The 26,408-nt window shown below is 50.2% G+C and carries 25 protein-coding genes and 1 pseudogene; 13 read left to right on the top strand and 13 right to left on the bottom strand.

Annotated features, from left to right (window positions below; genetic code table 11):
• Positions 1-39 precede the first annotated feature (39 nt).
• From NDI52_RS17475 to NDI52_RS17460, 4 genes are all read left to right on the top strand, one after another.
• On the top strand, positions 40-3,597 hold the full coding sequence (locus NDI52_RS17475) for an AAA-like domain-containing protein (RefSeq protein ID WP_190771603.1): 3,558 nt from the start codon (positions 40-42) through the stop codon (positions 3,595-3,597).
• Positions 3,598-3,756: 159 nt separating this feature from the next.
• The gene (locus NDI52_RS17470; RefSeq protein ID WP_190771602.1) at positions 3,757-4,416 is read left to right on the top strand and encodes a hypothetical protein; all 660 of its coding nucleotides are present in this window, start codon (positions 3,757-3,759) and stop codon (positions 4,414-4,416) included.
• Positions 4,413-6,155: a vWA domain-containing protein gene (locus NDI52_RS17465; RefSeq protein WP_190771601.1), complete on the top strand. Its 1,743-nt coding sequence runs from the start codon at positions 4,413-4,415 to the stop codon at positions 6,153-6,155. The genes NDI52_RS17470 and NDI52_RS17465 overlap by 4 nt, the downstream gene beginning before the upstream one ends.
• A gap of 28 nt (positions 6,156-6,183) precedes the next feature.
• Positions 6,184-6,558 (top strand): hypothetical protein, encoded by a 375-nt coding sequence (locus tag NDI52_RS17460; protein WP_190771600.1) that lies wholly within the window; start codon positions 6,184-6,186, stop codon positions 6,556-6,558.
• 181 nt (positions 6,559-6,739) lie between these two features.
• Here NDI52_RS17460 and NDI52_RS17455 read toward each other — a convergent pair whose 3' ends face one another.
• The 6 genes from NDI52_RS17455 to NDI52_RS17430 all read right to left on the bottom strand — a co-directional run bounded on the left by NDI52_RS17455 (position 6,740) and on the right by NDI52_RS17430 (position 12,877).
• A complete protein-coding gene (locus NDI52_RS17455; protein WP_190771599.1) occupies positions 6,740-8,575 on the bottom strand; it encodes an AAA-like domain-containing protein in 1,836 nt (611 codons plus the stop codon).
• A 6-nt stretch (positions 8,576-8,581) separates the two neighbouring features.
• On the bottom strand, positions 8,582-9,676 hold the full coding sequence (locus NDI52_RS17450) for a response regulator (RefSeq protein WP_190771598.1): 1,095 nt from the start codon (positions 9,674-9,676) through the stop codon (positions 8,582-8,584).
• A gap of 134 nt (positions 9,677-9,810) precedes the next feature.
• Positions 9,811-10,659 carry a beta-1,6-N-acetylglucosaminyltransferase gene (locus tag NDI52_RS17445; RefSeq protein WP_190771597.1) on the bottom strand — a complete coding sequence of 283 codons (849 nt, stop codon included), beginning with the start codon at positions 10,657-10,659 and terminating at the stop codon, positions 9,811-9,813.
• A 293-nt stretch (positions 10,660-10,952) separates the two neighbouring features.
• Positions 10,953-11,576, bottom strand: coding sequence for a DJ-1/PfpI family protein (locus NDI52_RS17440; protein ID WP_190771596.1), 624 nt, complete (start codon positions 11,574-11,576; stop codon positions 10,953-10,955).
• Positions 11,577-11,608: 32 nt separating this feature from the next.
• A complete protein-coding gene (locus tag NDI52_RS17435; protein ID WP_190771595.1) occupies positions 11,609-12,022 on the bottom strand; it encodes a hypothetical protein in 414 nt (137 codons plus the stop codon).
• A gap of 468 nt (positions 12,023-12,490) precedes the next feature.
• Positions 12,491-12,877 (bottom strand): tautomerase family protein, encoded by a 387-nt coding sequence (locus tag NDI52_RS17430; RefSeq protein WP_190771594.1) that lies wholly within the window; start codon positions 12,875-12,877, stop codon positions 12,491-12,493.
• Between the two features lie 75 nt (positions 12,878-12,952).
• Here NDI52_RS17430 and NDI52_RS17425 point away from each other — a divergent pair, with 75 nt between their 5' ends.
• The 6 genes from NDI52_RS17425 (at position 12,953) to NDI52_RS17400 (ending at position 18,874) form a co-directional block, all read left to right on the top strand.
• Positions 12,953-13,084 carry a hypothetical protein gene (locus tag NDI52_RS17425; protein ID WP_277874411.1) on the top strand — a complete coding sequence of 44 codons (132 nt, stop codon included), beginning with the start codon at positions 12,953-12,955 and terminating at the stop codon, positions 13,082-13,084.
• A gap of 169 nt (positions 13,085-13,253) precedes the next feature.
• The gene (locus tag NDI52_RS17420; protein WP_190771593.1) at positions 13,254-14,870 is read left to right on the top strand and encodes a PEP-utilizing enzyme; all 1,617 of its coding nucleotides are present in this window, start codon (positions 13,254-13,256) and stop codon (positions 14,868-14,870) included.
• On the top strand, positions 14,867-15,715 hold the full coding sequence (locus NDI52_RS17415; RefSeq protein WP_190771592.1) for a PEP/pyruvate-binding domain-containing protein: 849 nt from the start codon (positions 14,867-14,869) through the stop codon (positions 15,713-15,715). The genes NDI52_RS17420 and NDI52_RS17415 overlap by 4 nt, the downstream gene beginning before the upstream one ends.
• 69 nt (positions 15,716-15,784) lie before the next feature.
• Entirely contained in the window at positions 15,785-17,152 is a 1,368-nt protein-coding gene (locus NDI52_RS17410; RefSeq protein ID WP_348256474.1) for an MFS transporter, read from the top strand.
• Between the two features lie 230 nt (positions 17,153-17,382).
• On the top strand, positions 17,383-18,105 hold the full coding sequence (locus NDI52_RS17405) for a class I SAM-dependent methyltransferase (protein WP_190771590.1): 723 nt from the start codon (positions 17,383-17,385) through the stop codon (positions 18,103-18,105).
• Between the two features lie 16 nt (positions 18,106-18,121).
• Positions 18,122-18,874, top strand: coding sequence for a VanW family protein (locus NDI52_RS17400; protein ID WP_190771589.1), 753 nt, complete (start codon positions 18,122-18,124; stop codon positions 18,872-18,874).
• Positions 18,875-19,033: 159 nt separating this feature from the next.
• On the opposite strand, the gene NDI52_RS17395 is transcribed toward NDI52_RS17400, so the two are convergent.
• A complete protein-coding gene (locus NDI52_RS17395; protein WP_190771588.1) occupies positions 19,034-19,816 on the bottom strand; it encodes a hypothetical protein in 783 nt (260 codons plus the stop codon).
• 106 nt (positions 19,817-19,922) lie between these two features.
• Here NDI52_RS17395 and NDI52_RS17390 point away from each other — a divergent pair, with 106 nt between their 5' ends.
• Positions 19,923-20,462: an isochorismatase family cysteine hydrolase gene (locus NDI52_RS17390; RefSeq protein WP_190771587.1), complete on the top strand. Its 540-nt coding sequence runs from the start codon at positions 19,923-19,925 to the stop codon at positions 20,460-20,462.
• Between the two features lie 135 nt (positions 20,463-20,597).
• Here NDI52_RS17390 and NDI52_RS17385 read toward each other — a convergent pair whose 3' ends face one another.
• On the bottom strand, positions 20,598-21,317 hold the full coding sequence (locus NDI52_RS17385; RefSeq protein ID WP_190771586.1) for a hypothetical protein: 720 nt from the start codon (positions 21,315-21,317) through the stop codon (positions 20,598-20,600).
• Between the two features lie 596 nt (positions 21,318-21,913).
• Between NDI52_RS17385 and NDI52_RS17380 the strand changes: the two genes are divergently transcribed.
• A complete protein-coding gene (locus NDI52_RS17380; protein WP_199307958.1) occupies positions 21,914-22,633 on the top strand; it encodes a hypothetical protein in 720 nt (239 codons plus the stop codon).
• 4 nt (positions 22,634-22,637) lie between these two features.
• Complete coding sequence (locus tag NDI52_RS17375; protein ID WP_190771585.1) at positions 22,638-23,087, top strand: hypothetical protein; 450 nt, start codon at positions 22,638-22,640, stop codon at positions 23,085-23,087.
• Positions 23,088-23,235: 148 nt separating this feature from the next.
• Here the strand turns inward: NDI52_RS17375 and NDI52_RS17370 are convergent, their stop codons facing one another.
• The 5 genes and pseudogenes from NDI52_RS17370 to NDI52_RS17350 form a co-directional block, all read right to left on the bottom strand.
• Positions 23,236-23,559: a thioredoxin domain-containing protein gene (locus NDI52_RS17370; RefSeq protein ID WP_190771584.1), complete on the bottom strand. Its 324-nt coding sequence runs from the start codon at positions 23,557-23,559 to the stop codon at positions 23,236-23,238.
• Positions 23,560-24,038: 479 nt separating this feature from the next.
• Positions 24,039-24,701 (bottom strand): DUF2185 domain-containing protein, encoded by a 663-nt coding sequence (locus NDI52_RS17365; RefSeq protein WP_190771583.1) that lies wholly within the window; start codon positions 24,699-24,701, stop codon positions 24,039-24,041.
• A 166-nt stretch (positions 24,702-24,867) separates the two neighbouring features.
• Positions 24,868-25,371 (bottom strand): GNAT family N-acetyltransferase, encoded by a 504-nt coding sequence (locus tag NDI52_RS17360; protein WP_190789452.1) that lies wholly within the window; start codon positions 25,369-25,371, stop codon positions 24,868-24,870.
• Between the two features lie 126 nt (positions 25,372-25,497).
• On the bottom strand, positions 25,498-26,145 hold the full coding sequence (locus NDI52_RS17355) for an ATP-grasp domain-containing protein (RefSeq protein WP_190771581.1): 648 nt from the start codon (positions 26,143-26,145) through the stop codon (positions 25,498-25,500).
• A 105-nt stretch (positions 26,146-26,250) separates the two neighbouring features.
• A pseudogene (locus NDI52_RS17350) lies at positions 26,251-26,408 on the bottom strand (IS256 family transposase); the annotation flags it as partial.

Below are 26,408 nucleotides of genomic sequence, written 5' to 3'. Positions count from 1 at the left end.
ATCCTTCAATTGGCGTTCTTAGCCACATCCTGACGCAGTATGGCCTACTCATCGTGGTATCAGGTGGGCGGCAGTTTGCCCCTGGATGCACCGACCTATGTGGTGCGACAGGCCGATACGGTGCTTTACGAGGCCGTGCGATCGGGAGAGTTTTGCTATGTGTTGAATTCGAGGCAGATGGGAAAATCGAGCCTGCGAATTCGCACAATGCAGCGGTTACAGGCGGAAGGCGTGGCCTGTGCAGACATCGATCTAAGCGAGGTGGGAAGCCAGCAAATCAACCCCGAGCAGTGGTATTTAGGGCTGACTCGCAGCATTGCCAGTTGTTTTTCATTGTCCATCTCATCGCGTAAGACCTTGTTTGAGTGGTGGCGATCGCTCGATCTGCTTTCCCCAACCCAACGCCTTAAAGAATTCGTCGAAGCCATTCTGCTACCGGAAGTTGCCTCAAAAATTGTCATTTTTATCGACGAAATCGACAGCGTTATCAGCCTCAACTTTCCCGCCGATGACCTGTTTGCCTTTATTCGTGCTTGCTACAACAATCGCGCAGAGCATCCCGAATATCGACGGCTCACCTTTGTGTTGCTGGGAGTTGCAACGCCTCAAGATCTGATTGCTGATCGCAGTCGCACACCCTTTAATGTAGGGCGCGCCATCCCGCTCACCGGCTTTCGGTTAGATGAGGTGACCCCACTTCTAGAAGGCATGGTTGGAACGTTTGAGCAGCCCTCCTGGGTCATTACTGAAATCCTTTCCTGGACAGCCGGACAGCCATTTCTCACACAAAAACTATGCAAGCTTGTGACCAGCGCCTGGCAGGCTGAACCACATCCAGTTCCCTGGCACGACCCACCCAATGCCGCGCTATCCCTCCGCATTTGGATTGCCCATGTGGTGGTGGAGCATATCGTTGAGAACTGGGAGTTTCAGGACGAACCCGAGCATTTGCGAACAGTGCGCGACTTCTTATTGTTTGATGAAGAGCAGGCCAGCCGCTTACTTGGGGTCTATCAGCAGCTCTGGCAGCAGGGCTTTTTACGCGAGGACAACAGCCCCGAACAGTTAACTTTGCGGCTAAGCGGATTAGTCGTTAAGCACCAAAACGATCTAAAAATCCAAAATCGCATCTATGCCACGGTGTTTGATAACACCTGGGTGGAGAAGCAACTGGCCGCTCTGCGCCCCTACGCCGAAGCCCTTAACGCCTGGGTCGAGAGTGACTGCCAGGATCGATCGCGCCTACTCCGGGGGCAAGCCTTGCAGCAGGCCGAAACCTGGGCTATCGGCAAGAACCTGAGCCCAGTGGACTATCAATTTCTGTCCGCCAGCGAGGAGTTAGCCCGGCAGGAAATGCAACAGGCTCTCGAAGCCGAGCGGGTTAAAGAAGTAGAAGCCCGTCTGGCGCAGGAGCGCACCGTCGCCCGATTGCAGCGGGGCATTCTAGGGGCCGTGAGTGTAGGGTTAGTGGTAGCGATCGCCCTCGGTTCTCTCACCTACCGCCAGTATCAACGCACGCTAGCACGAGAAGTGGAGGCGATCGCCCAATCCTCCGAGGCACTCTTCGCGTCCGATCGCCATCTGGATGCGCTGATCGAAGCGATTCGGGCCAAGCGCAAGCTCACCCATTTAAAGAGCGCATCCTCCGTTCTACAAGAGCAGGTGGATAAGGTGTTGCGGCAAGCGGTTTATGGTGCAACGGAATACAATCGCCTATTGGGTCACCACTCCGAGGTGAACTTAGTCCGGTTCAGCCCCAATGGGCACTATTTGGTTTCGGGTGCTCAAAATAGAACCCTGTCTATCTGGAAGCCGGATGGCACACTCGTGAAGAAGATCAGCGGCTTTACCAGTGAGACCTATGCCCTCGCCATTAGCCCCAATAGCGAGGTATTTGCCGCCGGAAGCCCCAATCGTCTTGTAAAGCTGTGGGATGCTCAGGGAACCTATCTTCAATCCCTGGAAGGACATAACTCTAACGTCTGGGGCATCCAATTTAACCCCGATCGCTCTCTCTTGCTGACTGCCGGAGCCGATGGCTTGATTATCCTCTGGAAACAGGGTTCTGACGGTCGGTATCGCCACTTCAAAACCCTGACTGAGCATGGGGCCGCCATTTTCTACCTGACGCTGAGCCGGGATGGGCGATCGCTCCTCTCCGGCGGCGAAGAAGGCATGTTCAAGCTTTGGAGGTGGGATAATACCGCTCAGACGTTCCGGGTTGAGCGCACCTTTCAAGGGCATCAACAATCCATCCTGGCTCTGGCCTTTAGTGCTGATGGCAACTATCTATTTTCTGCCGGCCAGGACAAAGTGATCCAGGTTTGGCAGCGGGATGGCACCCTTGTTCGAACCCTGGTCGGGCATACCGGAGCCATCTGGGGGTTAGATGTGAGCCGAGATGGAACATTTCTGGCTTCCAGCAGTGTGGATAGCACGGTAAAGCTCTGGGCGATCGCTGACGGTAACTTACTGAAGACCCTATCGGGACACGATGCCCTGAGTTGGGGGGTCTCCATTGCCCCTGACAACAATTCCATCGCCGTCGCAACCTACGACCAGAGCATTCACCTCTACCGGAGAGAAAACCCTCTTTTGCGTACCCTTACCCATTCTCAGGACACCTACACGCGGCTGGCTTATAGCCCCGATGGCTCTTTTGTGGCCGTGGGCAACCTGGAGGGTACTGTGCAGGTTTGGAAACCCGATGGCACACTCCTGCATGTCTTGAAGGGCCACGGAGCCGAAATCTGGCAAGTCGTCATAAGCCCCGATAGCCAGCGCATCATTTCTGGCAGCCTCGATAAGACCATCAAAATTTGGGATGCCAAAACGGGGCGTCTTCTACACACCTTGAGAGGTCACAATGATGCCTCCTGGGGAGTCAATATTAGCCCCAATGGTCAGCTCATCGCCTCGGGTAGCCTGGATCAAAGTATTCGCCTATGGGATGCAAACACAGGGCAATTCTTGCGCGCTCTGCCCGGTAACAGGAATGGGGCGGGGGAGGGCCATACCGATGCAGTTTGGGGGCTTGCTTTCAGCCCGGATGGACAATTTCTCGCCTCCAGCAGCACCGATCGCACCATCAAACTTTGGCGGCTACAGGATGGAGCCTTGCTCAGGACGTTGAGAGGGCATGAAGATGGTATTTGGACTCTGGATTTTAGCCCCAATGGTAGGCTGCTGGCATCGGGTAGCTTAGATGGCAGTGTACGACTGTGGGACATGGCAACCGGAGAGGTACGTCACACCCTTCCGGGAACGATGGCTATCTATAGTGTGGCCTTCAGCCCCGATGGAAAAACGATCGCCTCCGCCAGTATGGATAAGACGGTGAAGCTCTGGGATGTGGAAAACGGCACCCTGATGCGCACGCTGAATGGACATAGCTCTGGGGCAACAGGGGTAGACTTTAGCCCGGATGGAAAAATGCTTGTGTCGTCATCCATTGACAAGCAAGTGATTTTGTGGAACCTGGAACGGATTCGTAATACTGACTTGCTGCAATTTGGGTGTGATTGGGTTCGCGATTATCTACGAACCAGCGAAGCTGTGGAGCCGAGCGATCGCACTCTTTGCGACCAGCTTCCTTAAGCGAAGTTGTTCAAACACAAGCGTTCTGCATAAGTGCTAAACGCAAGGTGCTATGTACCCATAGTTCAAGGTGTACGGATTGTAAAATCATGTACGTCTTTCCCACAGCAGGTTCGACCTGACGAGTACAGTAGATTCACCATCCTCTCGTTTTCGGGTATGCCATTGTTGCAGCATCTTTTGCGATCGCCCCAGACCTATCTGCTCCTGGTGGGGTTGGGGTTGGGTTATGGGGGGCTATTGCACTGGCAGGGAACACGGCCAGTCGTCTGGGTGTGCGGTGGGGCGATCGCTCTCATCACTCTGGCGGCCTGGATCTGGCAAAATCGCCCTCAGCCCCAACTGGAAGGAGCTACCGATAATCTGCTAGACCCCGTTGTCTTTCGGGAGCGCCTCAAGATTGTGGAGCGGCAACTCCCCAATGCTGCACAACCAGAATGGACACAGGCGCAGAGCTGGGCGTTACAAATTCAGCAATCTGCAGAAAGCATTGCCCAACGGGAACCCAGCCTCACCCCCGATTTACTGGAAGCATTGCACACCGTTCTCGATCTATCAGGACAAGTGGCCGGAGCCCTGCAAGTCACCCAGAAGATTCAAACCGAGAGCTATCGCCAGTTAGCGCAAGAACAATTGGCTAAGAGTAGCGATCGCCTTCGCGAAACCTGGACGCAGATGCAACAACTGCAAGATCAACTCGCCCTCTCGGCCCTGGAACAACAGGCGGCCCAGACAGAACCGCTCCCGGCCCAACTGCGCCTGTTAATTACCCATAACAAAACCACACTTCAAACTTCAGACCATCCTCCTGCCCTATGAAATCCTTCGTCAGACGTTTCCGCCTGTGGTTTTTGCTCGGAGTTTGCCTCAGCCTGCTGTTCGCCTGCAATGGGGATTCGCTACCCAAGGTAGACTCTTTTGACTCCGCTGAGAAGGTACTCCAGAGCAACATTCTCCCCAACATTCAGGTTGAGGATGCATTGGTACCGGATGCGATCGCCGCTCAGTACACCACCGATCAGATTGCCGAACCGCTGCCCAAGCCCGACGACTATCCGTTGTACGCAGCACAACCGTCCACGGACCCACAAACGGTTTATCTGGAAATCTATAGCTCCAGTGAAAAAGGCAACGCAAAGCTAGAGGATGAACGGTGGCTCGTGGATGTTGCCGATGCCTTTAATGCCCGAAAAGAAAAAGTGGGTTCAGGCCAGGTCGTGCAGGTGGGCATACGCAACATCCCCTCAGGATTAGCCAGTCAGCTGCTAGCAGCACAAGCCGTCAAACCTGCGGGTTTTACCCCAGCGAACGACCTCTGGCTTAAGTTGCTAGACAGTCAAAAGGTCAAATTCCAATCGATCGCGCCGTCTCTGGTACCCAACCATGCCGGATTTGTGGTGGATGACAAAACCTATCAAGGGTTGGCATCCGGAGGTAATGTAACATTCGAGCGCTTGCTGGATGCCATTCTCGGTGGGGAGATGACCATCGGCTATCCCAACCCCTACGCCAGTTCCACGGCTCTCAATCTGCTCTATACCATTTTCTGGCGAGCCGCAGGACACCACCAGGACGGCAAGCCTCTGACCGCTGCGGATCTGAAATTACCGCAGGTCACATCGGTTTTCGACACGTTTCAGAAACAGGTTCTGGTTACGACGCTGACCGCTCCTGACCTGCGCGATATCTTTGTGCGCGATCGCACCAAACTCCAGGCGTTCCCACTCGAATATCAAAACTATGTGGGATTGAAGAAGCTACCGGACTTTAGCCAGACCGTCTTTGTCCCATTTGGCGTGCCTCATAACAGCCCTTTAGTAGGCTTTGAGTGGAATACTCCAGCCCAAAAGGAGGCGCTGAAAAAGTTTGCCGACTTTGCCCTCAGCCAACCCATGCAGGACCTGGCAAGCACCAAAGGCTTTGAGCAGGCCAGCGGCCAGCAGCAACAGGAACTCTCTTCCCCTCCCGGAGATGTATTACAAGCAGCTCAGGCCTTCTGGAAAGAACGCAAGGATGGTGGCCGAACGGTCTACATGATGGTCGTCATCGACTCTAGCGGTTCCATGGAAGGTGAGCGTCTCGCAGCCGTGCAGGAGGGACTACGGATTGCCACGAAACAAATTAATGCAGGTAATCATGTCGGCCTGGTCAGCTTTGGCGATCGCCCCCGTCGCCTGGTCAACATGGCCCCTTTTGATGAGATGCAGCAAAAGCGCATTCTGGCCGCTGTTGATTCTGTCGTAGCCGATGGTTCAACAGCCATGTATGACGCTTCGCTGATCGCTCTATCAGATCTCATGGCTCAGAAAAAGAATGACCCCGATGGACGCTATTACCTGTTGTTATTAACTGATGGCGAAGTGAACGCAGGCCACACCTTTGACCAGATCAAAGACGTCCTGAAACATAGCGAAGTGCGGATTTATCCCATTGCTTATGGCGAGGTGAACCAGGGAGAACTGCAAGCGATCGCCAGCTTGCGGGAATCAAACGTTCAGGCAGGCAACCCACAAAACGTGGAGCAACTGCTACGGGGATTATTCCAAACCAATTTGTAATTTCCAGCATTTCCAAACGCGAGGATTTATGACCCAGATAAATCGCAAATTGTTGGTGACCCTGGGATTGAGTTGGGTGGGTTTTGCGATCGCCGGTCTCCTGATCACCCTGCTCTTTCCCATTCCCACCGTTGCTGTGCTGATCGATCGCAGCTATTGCCCACCCGATGCCTGGAAACAGGTGGTGCAGCAATACGATACCCTTTACAGCCAACATCAGCAAAAGCATCTCAAAATTCAACAGGTTGTTGTCTTTAGCGACCTGGGAGAAGATGTTCTGCCTTCCATCCCATCCGGAGATGAGATTCAAGCGCTCTCAACCTATGGACGGCAAAATTTGGATCATCGCTCTCAACTGGCGACTCAATACCCCAACGCTCAACTACTCTCTTGCCCAACTTAAAAGTCGTTTATAGCAACGTGCGAGTGCGTTAAGTACAGCAACGGTGGTATGGGGCACGAAGTACCCCACACCACCGTACTTAATCAACCCGCACATTGCTGTATTTGTGTGCAACGCGCACAAATAAACGTCCCTTCTAGGGAGGCTAATCCTTATAAAGGACACCACAGCGATCGCGTCACTATTGCAACAGATATTGGGCGAAATACTGCCGATATAAATTGCAGCGGGGGGCCACTAATGTTCCAACAAACTTGACCAGGCCCATGCGTTGCAATTGATAGGCGGCCATTGGTTCCAATTGCACAGGTGTTGGGGAGGCGATCGCCCCCTTAAATGCCTCTAACAAATCAGGATGATGGTTTAAGTTCAACCAGTATTCCCGCAAGTGAGAACCATAGATGCCCATCTCCGTAGGAGCCTTACTCAGCAACATCTCTAAAGTGCTGTGAGGATTACTTCGTAAATGCACAAAGGCTTGTTCCAGAAGATAGGGATGCCCGCCAACCATCTCCATTAATGGTGTAATTAAAGTGGCATCACCGCTTAAACCATGTTGTTGTGCAAGTTCTTGTACTTGTTCACGAGTAAATTCTGTCAACTCAATAGGTAAACCAACGTTAAAGGGGGATTGATTAATGTGTAATCGGATATAAACATCCGTGGAGTGGGCTAATACTAATCGTAGTTTTTGCCAAAGCGGGCGGCTTTTCGCTTTCTCATGCCAGGAGCGTAATAAACCAAAGAAATCTTCGTAAATTTCGGGATGAGGAAAGAGTAAATCGACATCATCCAAACATAGCACTAAAGGTGATTCCGCGTGAGGCAAGAGGTATTCCTCAAAATAGGTCGTGCAGCTAATTTTCACGCCCATCTCCTCTTCATTCCAAAATTCATCCAATTGGTTAGGCAACCCCAATTCGCGGGTGAGAATGCTGCAAAACCAGCGCATGAACTTGCTCATGCTGGTGAGGTGGGTATTGCGATCGGCTAGCTCAAAGCTGAAGCTGGCGGTGCGATACTGGTGTTGCGACACCTGGGATAGAATGCGGGTAATTAACGCCGTTTTGCCCATTAATCGAGGTGCTTTAATTCGCACCAGTGCCCCCGGTTGCAGCAATGTCTCATAACAAATAATTTCGGTTGGGGGCCGCTCAACATAAATCTCAGTTGCCATCGGTGATGCGACAGGTTCTGCAACTGATGGCAATGTTGCAGGCTCGCTTTTTGAAGCTGGCTCCGGTTGGCTGGTGGTGGTCTCTGCCTTACCTCTAGTCATATTGCGCCACCGTTCCAGAGCGGCCTGAAAATTGGTCTTACTGACGCTTTCCCCCAACGCATCGCTGAGAGATTTCCAGAGCTTCGGCCCCACATCTCGCTTCAGATAGCTAACGGAATAGCCCGAAGTCTCGGCAATTTCTTCGTAGGTGTGGTTGGCGATCGCTCCCTGCACAATAGCCGTCTCGACATCACTGAGATGCTTACCATTACGTGCGACCAGAGCGCTATTGGCGATCGCCAACAACTGCTCCGGCGTCATCGGCCCATCTGCCTCTTTGGGCGCCGGTGCAGACGTTTCCATCTCATTGGGCACATGGGCCATCATTTTTTCCAGGATGCCCGGGCCAAACTGAGTGTAGCCTCGGTGAATGGAGGCGATCGCCTCGGCCAACTCATTCGTCGGCATATCCTTTAGCAAATAACCCTTGGCACCATGACGCAGGGCTTCCGCCACATACTGAGTATCGTCAAAGGTGGTCAGAATCAAAATCTTGGTGCCAGGAAAGCGCTGACAGATGTGTTGAGTTGCCGTCACCCCATCCATCACCGGCATGCGGATATCCATCAGTACCACATCTGGCGGCTGCTGAGCAGCATGGAGCGAGGTCAGCACATCAATGGCCCGCTGGCCATTTTCCGCTTCGGCAATCACCCGCAAATCCGGCTTGGTTTCGAGGATGGTTTTGAGGCCACGCCGAATGATTTCTTGATCTTCAACGAGGAGGAGGCGCAGCATAGGCGTTTAGCAGGGAAGAAAAGCTGTAATGGTGCAGCCCTGTTCAGGGGCACTATGGAGGATGAGGGTTCCACCCAGAGCGGCCGTGCGCTCATGCATGCCACGCAAGCCAAACCCGGTAGGATTGGCGCTCACCTGGAAGCCTTTGCCGTTGTCTTGCAGGGTGAGGTGTAGCCCTGCCTCCGTAGAGGACAGGTGTAAGTTAACCGTGGTGGCAGCCGCATGTTTCACAATATTGGTTAGGCCCTCCTGGATGATGCGGTAGGCAGCGGTATTGATAGGATTGGAGCAAGGATGAACCAGGTGAATGTCACATTGGGGCTGAATCCCGGTGGTGTGGTGAAATTCCTCAGTTAGGGTGGCGATCGCCGCCTCCAATAATTTTCCCTGCAATGGTTCAGCCCGCATATCGGCTACCGATTGCCGCACAGCTTTCAGAGCACCAGCCCCCAACTGCTTAGCTTCCTGCAAAAAGCTACGAGCTTTGGGTAAATCGGTATCCCACAGGGTCAGCACTGTTTCTAGCTGAATGTTGAGGGCCACCAGCGCATGACCGAGGGAGTCGTGGATGTCTCGGGCAATGCGGTTACGCTCCTCTAGAGCAGCCATAGCTTCAATGCGCTGATTCAGGGCCTTCTCCTGGTCGAGGGATCGTCGCAACTCGGCTTCTGTTTTTTGGAGCTGGTCATTTTGCGATCGCAACTGTGTTTGAAGCCGACACAACTTGAGCTGGTTCTCGATGCGAACGATCACCTCTTCCACCTGAAAAGGTTTGACGATGTAATCGACGCCGCCTGCCGAAAAAGCGGCTACCTTATCAAACACCTCATTCAGCGCACTGATGAAGATAATGGGAATGTCCTTTGTTTCGGGGTCAGTTTTTAAGCGGCGACAGACCTCTAATCCGTTCATCCCTGGCATGTTGATATCCAGCAGGATCAGGTCGGGAGCCTGAGCCCGCACTCCCATGAGCGCGGTGGAGCCGTTGGTAACACTGCGCACATCATAGTGCTGCTCCTCTAACATGGCAGAGAGTAGCCGCAGGTTATCCAACGTATCGTCAACGATTAGGATGTCTCCCCGCGAAGGCAGTGGGTTCATGGAATTTGGGCACAATAAAAGCCAATTTACGGTAATAGTACGGCAAGGGCTCCCATAACGCCAACTTCGCTGCCAGACTCAACTTCATCATTCATCAACTCAAATCTTCCAAAACCCAGAAGGATAATTTTGTTTCACAGCAATTGATCGATCAGATCTAACACTTCATCACTCCTACCGGGCTCAAATTTTCGCGCAAATAACAAGTCAGATATTTTGAGTGCGTCAACATCTTCCATAGTCAGGACTCGTGGAGGCGTTGGATTGGGATTTGACCAATCCGTGTACGTCAAGCTGTAATTTGCCACTGCTTCTTTAAAGGGAGAGTTACAAACCAGAGTTTGAAAAAACATTTCGTCTGGAATAAACGTGTACTTAAAATAAGTAATTACATTGGGATGAGTATTCAGATAATTGATCATCCATTGCACAAACTCTCCAGTCAAAGCCCACCACTGCGAACCGCCATAGGGTACGAGTGCATTAGGAAGCTTCCGCTGCAATGGAACATGAAACGGACGACTTCGCAGAAAGAAATGCCAATTTGAGACTCGCTTCATCGCTTGATAAGCCCCTCCGGCATTCGTCCATTTATTAGGTTCCGCTAAAGGAAAAGCTTCAATAAATTGCTGTCCCCGGTTCTCTTCAAGAAACCGCTTGATTTCCGATAAAGGCCTTATGGGATAGTCTTGCCCAGAGATCAAGAAAACATAGTCATAATTTTCCTGTGTCAGACAAGCCCTCCGCAGGCAATTCAGCGTAGCATTCACGATACTGAACTGCCCCCATCGACAAGCATCCCGTTGATCCATCAAGAAAACATGAGAAGTATTGCCTAGTAACTTTTCAACGTCACTAAAAACAGATGTCGCCCGCTGATCGATATGAATAAAGAAATGATCGCCTTCTGAACTCAGCGCTTTGACTAATCGAATAATTTGCTCAGGATATTTGTGCGCGAGTATCACAAATGCAATTTTCATATCAGGAGACTTCCTCGATTGCTTCTGACAAATGCTAGACAGCAGTAGACGGTGGCTTCATTCTGACATGAGGAACAGCCAATCAGCGTTTATCTTTCATTTCTTCACTGAACGTTGCTACTTAGATGCATTTCAAGGCATGTGCTCCTAAGACTCACTCTCCAGAACACATCCTCTCATACCGCATTGGGTTAAATGATCACAATAAGAAGCGGCGTGGTACTGAGCACCACGCCGCTTCTTATTGTGATCAGTTACCTTGACTTGATACAAAGTATGGCTTCCTCATGAACTTAGGTATTCTCATGCCAATCAAAGTCCATCTGGCGGGCAGTTTGTAACGCGAGCTCTCGGCCTGCAAGACGTTCAACTAGATGAAGGCTCATATCAATACCGGCTGAAATACCTGCCGATGTCACTACATCTCCGGCATCGACCCAGCGCTGCTGTTCAACCGTTTGCACATTGGGAAACATAGCCCGCATATCCGGAATATCTTCCCAGTGAGTCGTTGCCATTTGGTTATTGAGGAGACCCGCTTTTGCTAGCAGAAAGGAACCTGTACAAACTGAAGCGGTTAATGTAGCGATCGCCGAACGTTGAGTAATCCATTCAACAACATCTGGAGTTTCAAGTTCTTTGGTAACAACCCCTCCTGGAATGAGTAGCAGATCAATAGGGGGATGATTGGCAAAGGTGTAATCCGGTTGTACAACAAGACCAGCGCGGGCTCGTATAGTACCAGGTTGAGGGGCGATCGTGAAGACTGTAAAGGGTTCAGGCAAGGACAGGTTTGCACGTTTGAACACCCGAGACGCCGTAGTAAAAACTTCGTAAGGCCCAGCAAAGTCTAAAACTTCAACATCAGGAAAGATGTAAATACCAACAGATACAGTTCCAGAATCCGATTGATTCATCTTGTTTCCTCTCAAGCACTATAGAAGCTGAACTATCGTGAACCATTCCAGGGAAATTCAGGTTTTGAGTTTTCTTCACCCCAGTATCCATTGAAGCTAGAAAAGTCTTCAGAGAAAGTCACTTCAAGGTTTCCAGTGCCGTATACATCATTCCAGACACAATGCATAACTCGAACTTGCACGGCTTCACATTGAGACAATGTGCCTGGCACCATTTCTCCTAGTTCATTCATGGTGTAGCTACCTTCCAGAGAACCATCTTCTGCTTCTCTAAATTCCGTTGTTGCCGGCAGTAAATCACCTGCCGCCCAAATCTGGCCCTCATAGCGGCCTAGAGTTTGCTCCATCCAACTACCAGACGGTTGTGCATTGACGTTGAGGCTCCATAAACCCGTTAACACCAAAGAAGCCGCTAGAGAGTTAGCAATATAGTTTGTACCTTTCACAATGTTCTCCTTAGAACGTTTCGTTGATATAACATCTTGATTGAATCGCACTGAAATCAGCGGCATTTGAGTACCTAGAGCTTTGGTTTTTCTGAAAAACTGGAACTCTAAATCTTCTACGTCAGCACCATGCCACCTTGGTTGTGTTTTACCATTTGAGGAGAAGGGGACGGAACATCTAACTCCATTAAGCCTTGAAAGATTGTCTCATTCTGGACAATCCCAAAATAGTTCAATGTATTCAACCGTTCGCATAGGGCAAACATCCCAAGGTTTACCACTGCTACTACAAGCAAGTTCTTCTTTATATCGGAAAACAGGATAAACCCGTCACATTTACCCTCTCCAAACACAGGTCAGTTTTCGGTTTACCGAGAGTTCCTTGCCTATAGAAGTGAGTGGAGGGCGATCGCCCTCCACTCTTTATATTCGCTTTCAAGATTCATGCTGCTTACTCCGAGTGCAGCATTACACATCGATCCGATAGTTCAGCTGATGCTCATCCCCAGGCAAACCTCGAAACCCCCAGTTGTGCTTTGGAGTTTCAAAAATTGTCATTTCCAAATCGTGCGTTGAAATTCCAAGGGTTTGCACTCGCTCAAACATCAGGCGCATTAACTGTTTCTTCGCCTCTACCGTGCGTCCCTCTATCATGCTGAATTCCACAATGGTGTAACGCAGGGTACGCCCTTCAGGATAGAAAAAATCAGAGGATTCAAGCGGAAAGAAACGATGTGCGCGTTTATCAGATGGATACTGAAGTGCATCGATAATGCAGGAATGAATGACATCAGAGAGTTGATGTTTGATTGGATCAAGATACTCTCTTAATCCATAGATTTTGACCTGTACCATAGCCCTATATCAACAAAACAGTATTGATTAAGATAAACAGCATTATCCGGTCTTAACGAGATACGAGAGAGAGTTATGGGACAAAGTCCCACACCCCTCTCTCGTACCTTCACGTGGGGCGATCGCCCAAATCCACACCTCACCCGAGAAGAACCTGCTCAACTCCTCTGTACGGCAAAGCTACATTGCTGTTTAAAGAAAAGTTAAGGCCTGGTTAATTTTACGGAAAATCTGTAGAAGCTAGAGAAGCTCCTATAAGAAATCACCAGAAGTTAAGCTCTTTCACGCCTCACCTGTTATGTCTGTGTACGTAGAAAATTTTGTACCACCAGGCCCCGGTTCCTGGACGTTAGAAACAACTCATTGGGCGCGCCCCATGACACGTTGGGGGGCAGATGTCTTTCCCCCTGCATTTAAGCGAGGATTCCGGGAAGGAACAGCTCGATATGGGCTATTGCTGGACTATTTAGAATACGGTGTCGTGAATGGTTTTGCCTACAACTGCGCGCATGTCGTAGGGGCACCACTCGAAGCCAAAGCACCGCCGCCAAAATTGATTTTTAAGCTACTCACCCGCTTGCATCCCCAGGTTCGCCAGCGCATTAAAGCCTCTCAAGCTGCTTTTGAGCAGAAATTATGGCGGCAAGACCTGAAACAATGGGACGAAACCTGGAAACCAGAACTGACCCGTAAATACCTAGAGCTGCAAAGTGTTGATCCCAAACAGCTATCGCTTGAAGACCTCATTACTCACCTTACGGCTTGTCGAGATGCGGTCGCCGAGGCGATTTACTTCCACCATCGGTTGAATCCCTGTGCATTGCTACCCCTCGGCGATTTTCTCGTACAAACGCAAGCATGGACTGGGCTGGAGGCTCAAACGCTCCTACAACTGCTGCAAGGAGCAACGCCTGTTTCGATTGGAGCGATCGCCGAAATTCAACATCTGGCCCAAGCCATTTCCCAACAGCCCGCAGCCGCCTCCATCCTCAATAGCCAACAACCTGCCGCCGAGATTCTGCATCAATTGGAAACGATGCCAGGGGACGTTGGTGAGGCAGCAAAAGCCTATCTCAATACCGTTGGGCTACGCGTCTTAACCGGGTATGACGTTGGGGATTTGTCGGCTCTGGATACCCCGGAGTTATTGGTCAAAACAATTCGTTCCGCCTTAGAGCACACAGTACATGAGAGCGCGACTGAACAGTTGGCAGAGCAAACGGCAAAAGTTCGAGCCGCTGTACCGGAGGAACATCGTGCCGCCTTTGATGAACTACTCGCAGAAGCCCGTCTAACCTATCGCATTCGAGATGAGCGTGGCTATCTCAATGATGCCTGGGCCACCGGAATTGCGAGACGGGCTATCTTAGCGGCGGGCGATCGCCTCGTAGCCGCAGGCAAGCTAGACAAGCCAGAGCACGCCGTTGAACTCACCCACGACGAACTGGTTGCCATGCTCAATGGGCAGGACGGAATTCCCGCCAGTGAGCTGGCGGAATATTTCCATTACCGCACAAGCAAAACCATTGCCGATGCCCCCGTTCATCTGGGCGCGCCCCCCAGTCCCCCGCCACCTGATGAGTGGTTGCCACCTGCTGCGGCCCGTTTGAGCCGCGCGATTAACTTGGTCCTGGGGCACTTATTTGCAGCACCGGGTAAGCAAATTGAGCCTCAAACCATCCAAGGGGTTGCAGCTAGCCCAGGCCAGTATGAAGGCATTGCCCGATTGGTGCTCAACCTGGAAGACATGGCGCAGGTGAAAGAAGGCGATATCTTAGTCGCTCGGATGACCGCCCCTTCTTATAATGCGCTGTTGCCGATGCTGGGAGGCATTGTCACCGATCGCGGTGGATTGCTATCGCACGCGGCGATCGTCGCCCGTGAATATGGTTTGCCTGCTGTCGTGGGCTGCATGGAAGCAACGCAGGCGATTCCAAATGGTAGCCGCATTCGGATTGATGGAACAACTGGAGAGGTGAAAATTCTGGCATGACGCTGTTGAATGTACCGCTATACGCACCGATCAACTTAATTGACGCTGTTGATGAAACCGCTTGTGGTGGTAAAGCTGTGCAATTAGGGGCCGCTATTCGGGCGGGCCTTCCTGTTCCACCGGGCTTTGCGCTAACAGCCGGTCTGGTGGACGCGATCGCCGCTCAAGACCCGGTTGCGATCGACTTGGCCTTACAAGCCTTTGCTCAACTGAAAGGGCCTGTGGCCGTGCGCTCCTCGGCTGTGGGGGAAGATTCCAGTGAGGCAAGTTTCGCGGGTCAACATCTCACCTGCTTGAATATTTGCTCACCTGACAGCATGGTCAAAGCGGTGCAACAGGTCTGGCAATCCGGGCAAAGTGCCGCAGCACAAAGCTACCGCCAGCGCTTGGGGATTACTCAAGCACCTCAGGTTGCCGTTGTCGTGCAACGGTTTATTCCTGCTCTGCAATCGGGGGTACTGTTTACTCGTAACCCGATCACCGGCCAGGACGAGCGGGTAATTGAGGCATCCTGGGGGCTGGGTGAGGCGATTGTGTCGGGCCTGGTCACACCCGACCATTACCGATTAACCCGGCAAGGGCTTGTTCTTGAGCAAACTCCTGGGATGAAGGATATTGCAGTGATGCCGAGCACGGAGGGCCACACCCAGGAAGTTGAGGTAGAACCGCATCGGATACGTGCCCTCTGCCTGGAGGCATGGCATCTGGAGCAACTCAATTTGCTGGCAACCCAGTGCGAACAGTACTTCCAGCAAGCACTGGATATGGAATGGTGCTTTGAGGGTTCCACCTTATACTTACTCCAGTGCCGCGCCATCACTCGTATTGCGTCCCCTGGTGTTTAAGAGGATGTGTTGTTTTTGTGTGTATGTAGCGCACGAAAAACGACCTTCTGAGGCTTAAACCTAATTGACATGAATGATTCGTCCTCCAAATCTGTTTGGCGCGATCGCGCTCTACTCATTGCGATCACCCTCAGTTCAATGCTGGCACCGTTGAACTCGACCATGATCGCGGTCGCATTGCCGCGCCTGATCACGGAGTTTCAAACGAACGTTGCCCACGCCAGTTGGCTCGTGACAAGCTATCTGATTGCTATGGCAACCCTGCAACCCATCGCTGGTAAATTGGGCGATCGCTGGGGCCGACGTTCCCTCATTTTGGGAGGGTTGATCTGTTTTGGTGGAGCGTCTTTAGCCGCAACCTGGGCACCGACTCTGGAGATGCTCATAGGCTTTCGGCTGTTGCAAGCGGTGTCTGGGGCGATCGCTATTCCCAACGGGGTCGCTTTAGTACGAGAAGTCGTGCCCGATCACCAGCGTGCGACCCAGTTTGGATTAATCAGCAGTGCGATCTCCTTAGCGGCGGCGATCGGCCCGCCTATTGGAGGGGTGCTGACCAGTCTGGCCGGATGGCGAGCCATCTTTTTTGTCAATGTCTTGCTCATCCTGCCAGCTTTACTGTTGGGGTGGTGGGCGTTTCCTCGCAGCAAACCATCAGCTTCATCCCGTCCATTTGATTGGGGCGGATCGCTCCTGTTAGCGTCAGTCTTGGCCAGCTTAGCCGGGTTCCTTTCCCAAATGCGGCAGGGTGGCCTCCCTGTTTCGCCAGGAGTAGCGGTGGCGGGTGTTGTTGCGTTAATGGCAGCATTATTCGTCTATGAAGGACGACATCCAGACCCCATTATCCAACTGCGCTTTTTCCGGAAACGAGCGTTTGCCGCTGCCAGTGGGGCGATCGCCCTCAGCAACCTGGCAATGTATGTCACATTGCTCAGCTTGCCCATCTTTCTGTCTGAACGGGCGGGATGGATGGACTCACAAATTGGTTTTGTCCTCGCCGCTTTCTCAGGGTTGATGATCGTTGGTTCGCCTCTCGGCGGACGGTGGGCAGACCGTTGGGGCCGCCGGATACCAACCGTCGCAGGTCTGGCGTTGTTTACCCTGGGTTTGCTGCCTCTCGTCATCCAGGCAGAAACGGTGCCCCTTGCTTTTTTGCTGCCCGGTTTGGCGATCGCCGGAAGCGGGATGGGTGCTTCAATGGCAGGGTTACAAACGTCAGCCATCGAGTCTTTAAGCCCCAAAGAAGCTGGCGTCGCAGCAGGCATCTTCTCGACCAGCCGTTACCTTGGGAGCATTGTGGGTTCTAGCATTCTTGCAGGCATCCTCAGCTCTAGCGGTAATTTTCATCTAGTCTTCTGGATGGTTGGCAGTACGGCTTTCCTGTCAGTATTGGTCAGTTTAGGATTGCGCGATCGCCCTCTAAGTGAGGCACAAAGTTAGGTATCCAGGAAAAGCGACGGGATTCTGTCCTGGTACTCTCCTTGGATACCAATTTTGTAAACATTTGAAGCAATACGATTTTCATAAAAAGATAGATAAGTTTCAATAACGAACAGAAACGACTGATATAGAATTTGCGGAATAATCGGGTTTTCAGATGTTTACTATGAAAGACGAAATACTTTAACACTTTTTGCATTGAACGTTGATTCTATTCAAAAAGGGATAACATGAGCGATTTTAATATCACCAATCCTTTAGCGAATATCGATACAGAAGAACAATCCATTCAATCGTATTACGACAGCATTGCCGCTGATTACGATCGCTCACGCTTTGCCAACACCTATGGTCGTTATATTGATGACCAGGAACGGAAGATTTTGAAGCGCTGGTTACCTCGCTCCTCCGATTCATCCGTTCTGGATTTAGCCTGTGGCACGGGGCGTTTTCTAGATTTAGCGACGGCTGGTTTAGATGCCAGTGCCAACATGTTAGAGATCGCCAGCCAGAAATATCCTGATGTATCTCTAATTCAGGCATCCGCATGTGAAATTCCGCTCCCCTCAGCTTCCTACGATGCCATCTTTTCTCTTCACTTTTTCATGCATCTGAACCCAGCAAAGGTTGCCACCATTCTGGATGAATGCCACCGCATTTTGCGTCCGGGAGGCATGTTGATCTTTGATATTCCATCGGCCTTACGCCGCAATCTGGTGCGATACCGGGCAGAAGATTGGCACGGGGCAACCGCTTTATCTATCCCACAGATTCGTGAGGCGACTCAGGGCAAATGGGAGCTTCAGGCATCGAGCGGGGTGATGCTCTTTCCAGTGCACCGAATTCCAACAACTTACCGTGATCGAGTGCGATCGCTCGATGATTTTCTCTGCCAAACATGGCTAAAAAACATTGCATCCTATCTGTTTATTCAACTGATTAAGTACGACTAATAACAAGGACAATGGAATGAAAAAACTTATTCCGCCAAGTTGGCGAGTTAATATACGCATCGTTCAGCGATACCTGGCAGCTCGGCTCACAGGAAAATGGCAGCAACTGGCAAAGCATCGCGACACCCACGCTCACGATGACTTTCTGCCACAAGTAACCCTAACCCAGCCTCTGGGCTCCATGACAGGGCACCATCTTGAGCGAAAGAAACATAACCTCAACCTGGCTATCCAAAAGCTTCAGAACGTCGTGATTCTGCCGGGTCAAATTTTTTCTTTCTGGCATCTGGTTGGAAACCCCACCACTAAAGCGGGATTCGTTGAAGGAAGAACCATTACTGGCACAGAGCTGGCAACATCGGTAGGTGGCGGATTATGCCAGTTATCGGGCATGCTTTATTTTCTGGCGCTCAAATCTGGATTAACAATCCTGGAGCGTCATCCACACTCCAAAGATATTTACACAGATGCCACACGGTTTGCTCCCTTAGGTTCTGATGCAACCGTTGTGTATGGTTATAAAGATTTGCAGATCCAAAATTCTTTTTCTTTTCCAATTTGCTTTCGTTTTTTCATTACCGATCAAGCTATTCAGGCGTGTCTTTGTTCAGCTCAGGCGATCGCTGAAGTACAGGTTGAGTTCCGCACTCAATCTTTAGAATCTGCCACCCATGTAGAAACAATTCGCTACACACCAGCCAGAGCAACAGCAGAGTTAGTCAGTTCAGATTTATATCCCAAGTTACTGGTTCCAGCACATCTGCGATAAAGATACTAATGTGAAAATTTTGGTTGGGAGGTTTTGTCATGTCATACAGCGGTTTTCAAGTGCTTAAAATCTGGTTGTTTTTGTGAGAGCCGCGCTCCGCGCGGCTCTCACAAAAACAACCGTGGCTGATTCAAGCGCCAAGCGTTGTAGGATCAGCAATTACACCTCAATCCGCAGCAACTTACCTGCCTGGGTCGCAACAATCAATTGATTGCCAAGAGTCGTGAGTGTTGTTGGTAAGCCTTCACCCATCTCCGCGATGTTGATGATAGGAGATAACATTCCATTAGGCTTTAGGGCTACTAGCCAACCTGCCGTTGTCACAGTCATCCAGCGATCGCCCAGACGAGTGATATCCAAAGGGGCACCCAGGTCAGCTTGTTGTAGATCGGCGATCGCTTTCGTTTCCCCCGTAAAAGCGATTCTCAAAACTTGCCCGTTTTCTTGAGTCGCGATAATGTAATCTTCTCCAATTCCAATCCCAAAAGATGTGCTGTCTAAAGGGGTTAAGACAGTTGTTCTACCAGAGCGGGTCACTCGAACAATCAAGCCCGCAGAACCCAACACATCTGTTGAAACAGCAACTAGGTAGAAGGGATAGTACCCCTCGCTAGCAGCCACTGCAAATGGTGCGCCAAAGTCCCCTGCAAAGTCAGATAAATCTGCCAGAGAAGATACTTCGCTTTGTTTAGTGACCTGCACGAGAGAGTGGCCCAACTCCTGAGCCGAAAGAGCTACAATAACCGATTCTTGCAAACCGACAATTCCAGCAGGGATACCATAGCGCTCCACGTTCACCCAGGTCACTAAAGTTCCGTCAGGTGCAACCCGTACTAAATCTCCTTCCACAGTGGCTACGATAATTGCATCCTGAAAGACCGTAACCCCTTGAAAAGACAAGAGGTTCAATCCTGATGCAAGAACGGTTACGGTAGGTTCCATACCAGCTTGTGTACTCCTCCTACTAAAGAAGGATTTTTAGGTGCAAGACTAAGCTTTACACAGAAAATCGTTAATAGTAAAAATGGCAAGCTAATTAAAACTATTTATGACTATTCCTTTACTGGTTGTGGATGTACAAACAGGTTTTATTAATGACTTTACCCATCATATTCCTAAAAGAGTAGCTCGCTTAATTGAGCAGAAGCTTTATTCCCCTGTATTATTTACCCGCTTCATTAATGCAGCCGATGGCCCTTACACACGTCTTCTCCAGTGGAACGGTTGTCATGACGCGCCTGAAACTGACCTGTCCGAAGATTTAGCACCCTACATCCAATCCGAATTCGTCTTCAGTAAACCGGGCCTATGCGGAATGCCCAGTGAGCTAGTGGATTACCTTTGTGAGAACCAGGTTCAACAAATCGCTGTCGTTGGAATCGACACAGATATGTGTGTTCTAAAAATCGCCATGGATCTATTCGATCAGGGCATTGAACCGATTGTATTAACAGACTGCTGTGCCAGTACCGCAGGATTGCAGGCTCATCTGGCTGGACTGGCCGTTCTGAGCCGCAATATTGGTGCCCAGCGGCTACGAGACGCTGGCTTGGGAGAAGGAACCCTCGCAGCCCCTGTAGCAAAGTAGGCTCATTAGAGCGCGGCGGCTGGTGTGTATATAGCGGGAGTCATGGTTTCCTGCAGCGCGAGCCCGTGTTGGGGTTAACGCTGACTGCGATCGCAACAGTATGGCGTCACCTTACAGTTCCCGATCAGCCGATTGTTAATAACCTAAACTTTCCGCTGCTATTTTTTGAAAGTACACTCCCACGTCTCTAGGGATACTTCTGCCCCCATAAGGATTACCGACAGGGCTACGCTCAAAGATCGTGCCGTATAGAACACACGCTGCCAGGTAAGTTCCATAAGGGGTTGGATGGCCATCCAGGTTGTATAACACCAGATCTGGCCTTTCAGTTAGGGACCGCGCAAATGCTAAACCTGCTGGCGCTACTGTAGCCCCCAGTTCTGCGCCGACCGCGTTATAGGCATCTGCCAGGCTTGCCGTCGTAACTCCATAACTCACACTATCGGGACGTTCCCAGGTCATCAAAAGAACCGTTTTGGCTCCCCGCTTTCTGATTTCTTTATCGAGCTTTCTGACGGATTTATGAAACTTTCCTGGATCAAAAATAGGTATTTGGCTTTGTTCTTGCAAGACGACATATTCCCAGCCACCGTCACGGATGGTTCGGCGAGTATTCTTGTCATGCGTGTGGTCGTCTAAGGTATAGCCTCCTAGAGCAACACTGGACACACGGCTCGAAGGAGACAACCCTACCAGTTGTTGATCAATACCATCATTGAAAAAGGTAAAGCTGTTCCCAACGAGAAGAATCTGGGCTGACTCTTGGCTGCTTAATATTGGGTTACGACATGCAGCCAAAACAAACAGGGCCATACAAGCAATGAGAATGCACCGCACCAGTAACCTTACTCTCATAGATTCTAGTCCTGTTCTTTCAAAGTATGTGTGCCGAATCCAATAGTCTTCCAGCACCGCTTTTCAAGCATTCCCCAATTCTTCAACTTCTGCTACTTAGGAGGTTTCTGCATAAGAATCTACCAGGATGTTGGTGCTTTGCCCGCGAAGCGGGCAAAGCACCAACATCCTGGGGGTAATTTCATTGTTGGAAATCTCCTTACAGCATTGTCTTTGCTAGTACTTTGTCAAGGAGTTTTTGAGAGATCTACACCCCCTCAAAAACTCCTCAAATTTTATGTTTAGGTGCGGGATAGCCCCACACTTGAACATTGGCAAACCACTCGGTTACACAGGGCTAGAGTTACTCGATCCAACGTACGAGCTGATGCGATCGCACTTCCCTACTCACAAAACCTCTCCCAAGTTAGTTGACAAAGAAGTTCCCAAATATGGAACTCAATATTGCACGCAGAAGACAAACCTTGTCCAACGTCCAACCCCTCTCTCTCACTTCAGTGCCTATTTCTCTATAAAAAACAACTAACAAATGATGAATGACAAACCTCAAATAATGAATGTAAGATCCAACTTGGGATGTAATTTGGGATGATAGTATGCGAGCATCAATTGGCAAACTAATCGTCAGCCTTGGCGTCCTTCTGGCTATAGGAACGCTACCAGCCCAGGCACAAGTTTCAGACCGTCAAGTTGCAGCACTGGTCGAGGCACTTCGGCAAGCAGCGCCTCAAACGGGGCGTGCAGATGACGGGCTATATAGTGACTGGCAAATTATGCCAGGAAACATTCCCCGATGGTCAAGGTCATGCATCGGTCGAGAGCTTTCACCAACTGAATTTGAGGCTAGCCCAGTGGTTGCCCGTTCGGTTGTAACGTGTGTGATGCGAGATGTGCTGCAAGATGAGTATGGCGCTAGCAACAACGATGAAATGCTAGCGGTACGTCGAGCCGCTGCCTGGTGGATGCGAGGTGACCCATCTCAGTACAACAGTGCTGAAATTTCAGCTTACATTCAGCGGGTTGTGAATGCCTATCAGCAGCAGCGAGGGTCATCGAGTGCTGCTGCCACACCTCAACCCTCCGCACCTCCCGCACAACAGCCACAGCAGCCCTCAGAATTCGATCGCTACATGACAGCAGGCTATGAGGCAACGCAGCAGCGGGATTACGAAAGAGCGCTCCTGTATTTTCAACGGGCATTAGATGAACGCCCTGATGATTCCTACGCCCGACAAGCTATCCAAAACGTTGAGGGTTATCGCAGTCGCACTTCTGAAGGTGCGTCTGGTGGCCAATCTCCGTCTAATTCCCAGTAACGCTATGAAAACTCTGTTGATTGGTTTAGCAGCAATTATTCCGTTTATCAGCGTTTCGAGTGCGCTGGCTCAACCGGCTCAAGAAAATTGGTTCGAGGTCACACGCAATGCTGTGGGCGATCGCTTCATGGTAGAGCGCAACTCCATTGAATTTAGGGATGGAATTGTTTGGTATTGGGAATATCGCGATTTTCCGCAACCAAACAATGCATTCATTGGGGTTGAGGTAGAGCAACCAGTTTATGGTGCCATGCTGTATCGTTCTGTCGATTGTGCTAGCGGCGTTTCCCGGCTCAGGCGAGTCGTCGTCCACGATAGACAGCGGCAGGTCATTCAGCGAATTAGCTATGACGATGCGGGCCAATTAGCACAACCTCAGGCAGGCAGTAGCGCAGCCGCCGTTCTACGCTTCGTGTGCGACCAGCCCCAGTCAGCACCAACTGCATCTCAATAATGGCTCTACCGAGGCCCAAATTCTGGTGAGGCGATCGTCTGGCTCAGGCCGCTTAAACATAAGACCCAAAAGCAATGACGCCTGCTTAGTGGGCGTCATTGCTTTTGGGTCTTATGTTTAATTGCAACCACCTACTGATCTATTGATTTCAAGCCAGATACTTGCCGAGAGTAGTACTGTATTCTTCGTACTTTTTCGCGCCAACGAGTGTTTCTGCCACGTCGCCTTGAGAGAAGAACATTACGGCAGGAATACTGCGAATTCCATATCGCTTAGCTACTTCTTTATTAGCATCCAGGTCTAATTTTAAGACTTTGACGCGATCGCCATATTCATCTGCGAGCTGATCAATCAATGGAGCAATCAGCTTGCAAGGGCCACACCAGGAGGCAGTGCAATCTACAACAAACAATGACTCTGCACCTAGAAGAGCATCAAACTCGGCTTCATTTTGAATGTAAGCTGCAGGCATAGATAAATCTCATGAAAGCTCTATTCTCCCATAGTGTTTGCACTTTTCAGACGCAACGGGTGCTGAAACAGCAATTCTCATTTTGAATTGAAGCCTGAAAATAGGTCGCGCTCATATCGGTGTGCAACGTTGAACGGGGGCAACTAATTCTCCCAACAACAAACCCAGAGCTTACAGGTGGGTGGCACCTGGTTCGGCGTATCGAAGGTGCCGTCAGGAATTTCGATTTCGTCGCCCGAGCGTCCGAAGAGCGAGGATCCGCAAACTAGCAGAAATATCGCTCTGCAACGGACATGCTTCATTATCGTCTAGTGCATTGCAGTGTGCGGCTATACAGCGCTTTTCAAACGCTTAAAATCCGGTTGTTTTTGTGGGAGCCGCGCGGAGCGCGGCTCCCACAAAAACAACCGTGGCTGATTCAAGCGCAAAGCGCTGTATAGCAGATCTACAATTAAACGTAATGTAGTTTAAGTAGAGCACTAACTTTCGAGAGCTAGCTTATTAGCGAGGTAACTACCAGCTTTTGGATTCAGCAATTGCTCATCAAAGAAGATAACTGGAGAGTTGCTCTCAAACACAATCTGCGTTCCCTGGGGCATAGATAAATATCTCAGGGTATGGGGCGCACACAGCACTACTTCATACAAAGTCATCAGTTCAAGATTACTTGGATCATTGTTATCGATATCTTCTCTAAAGCTACCAACAAACCAGCCTGAATCTTGAGGATTATTTTCACTCCTACTGCTTCTAACCATTATTGTTGGCAACTCTTCAAACCCTCGCCCAACAACGGCAGTATCTTCCAAAGAGGGAACATCCATATCGAGTTCAAAGCTTTCTGGTACATACTTATGCTCCATTAGAATGTGAAGAACTTTTGTAATATTTGGTATCCATTCAATTGGCATAGATTGAAAATCTGGAGCAAGTAACCTCAGGCAATTATTTTGCAGTTGGCACTGTAATACGGACCACCCATACTGAAAAATTTGGCCATTAGAAAATTTCGCACCACTTTCTATGTATTTGGTCAACCAATCAGTTAACCACGTGATGATAGCGTTTGGGAATTCCTCTTCTATATAAAACTCATATCTGGAGATGTTGTCTCCATTAACAGGAATTTGAATCTGTTTCATGATTGGGTGCCCCACTAAACACTCAAAGTATCATCCATGGTCGCTCTGCAAAACTCTTACTATCTATACTTTCCGAGCATTTTTGTAGCCGAACGATCCTAGCCAGTGGTTGCAACAGCCTTTAACTCATTACTGGCAGAATCTTTCAGTTCGCTGCAATAGCTTATTAGCCGCCGACAACACCAGAAGCCAACGAAAGAACAAACCGAAAGTATCTAACACCATTTCGCTTGGGCAACTCCGACTCTTGCTGAAAGCCCAAGTCCCGGTAGATATGTTGTGCGGACTGCATCAGTTCACTTGTGAAAAGACCGATTGAACTCGCCTTATCGTTTATTGCTTTGGAAATGCACGCCATGGTTAAAGCCTTAGCAATACCTTTGCCTCGATGTTCTGGGTGAACTGCCAACAAGAGGAGCGAGGCCATATCTGACCTGAAAATTGTCGGGTCACCTTTCCCCGCCGGACAGTAAGCAACCGAACCAATAATGTCATTGCTGAAACGATAAACTATGAATTCTGCCGCCTCTGCTCTTTCTGAAATATTTCGCAGATTCTTCTGCATGACTTTCCAAGAACCAGACGGGAGATACGATGCAAATTCTGCGTAGGCTGCGACATTCAAATCAGCGATCGCCTCGAAATCCTTACTTGTTGCAATTTCAATCACTTGCACTGCTCTCAGTTTTCTAGGCGGTTAACAGTTAAGCGAACTAGACATAAACACCTTTGAAACCCAAACAACTTATAGGTAGTTCCGGTTCAGCGTCATGTTGGACAGAGTTGCTACATCCTCCTACATCGCTCGTTCTTGGTGTTCTGAAACGGCTCGTACAATTCGACAGACATCAGCCGTGTAAAATCGGCTGCCGTTGAAGCAGTTACATTCCACAATCTTCCACGTTTGTTCGACACGTGCTACATCCAGAACAAAAACGCTTGCAGGCACCCATTGTGAGGCAACGCTCTCTGCAAAGACAATGAGATCGGGAGGAAGGTATGTATCGTCACTCGGTCGGTACATGCTGCCACTGATAACCTCACCATCCACTATGAACACACGCCACTCTGCATCGATTTCACGTGGCTTGCCGACTACCACTTCCGCTGTTGGGTCGATCGGTTGCACTGCGCTGCGAAGACGGTCGTAGAGTGCGGAGCACTGGGCAAAGGAGAACATGCCTCCGGTGAAGCGCTTTAAATCGTCATTTGGCTTGAGAAAGACAAGTTCTTCTGGAGCACGTGATTGGCGAAGGAACTCTTCCCATGTCATGACCTTGGCATCGGCATTCAGCAACTGATCACCATAGGCAGTAGCGTAGGTCCGGTGTTGAAAGTGCATCGGATCAAAGAAGATACCACGTCGCCATTCCGGGTGCTCAAAAGCCCGTAGGATGAGAGTGGTGCGACCGTGAAAGACTACAGGACCATCGATTGTCGGCATTTCAGGAAGCGATGCAGAACCTGGAAGGACAGAAATGTCGTAAAAGGGTCGCTTCTCAACAGCACAGGCGAGAGTGTTTAGATTTTTGTGTAAGCCTTTAGATTTTTAATAGTTGAAGCGTCCTGGAAATAGGATAGCAAAATGAGACAAGGCTGCCTTCCAATTTTTTATCGGTCGATTCCATCGCTTAGCAATGTTGTTCATTGCCAAATACATCAGCTTGAAAACAGACTCCTCATCTGGAAACACAGCCTTGGTTTTAA

The sequence above is a fragment of the Leptolyngbya sp. PL-A3 genome, from assembly GCF_039962325.1.
Lineage (GTDB): Bacteria > Cyanobacteriota > Cyanobacteriia > Elainellales > Elainellaceae > Vacuolonema.
Note: the sequence above shows the minus strand (reverse complement) of the source record. Positions and strands in the feature narration are given on the sequence as shown.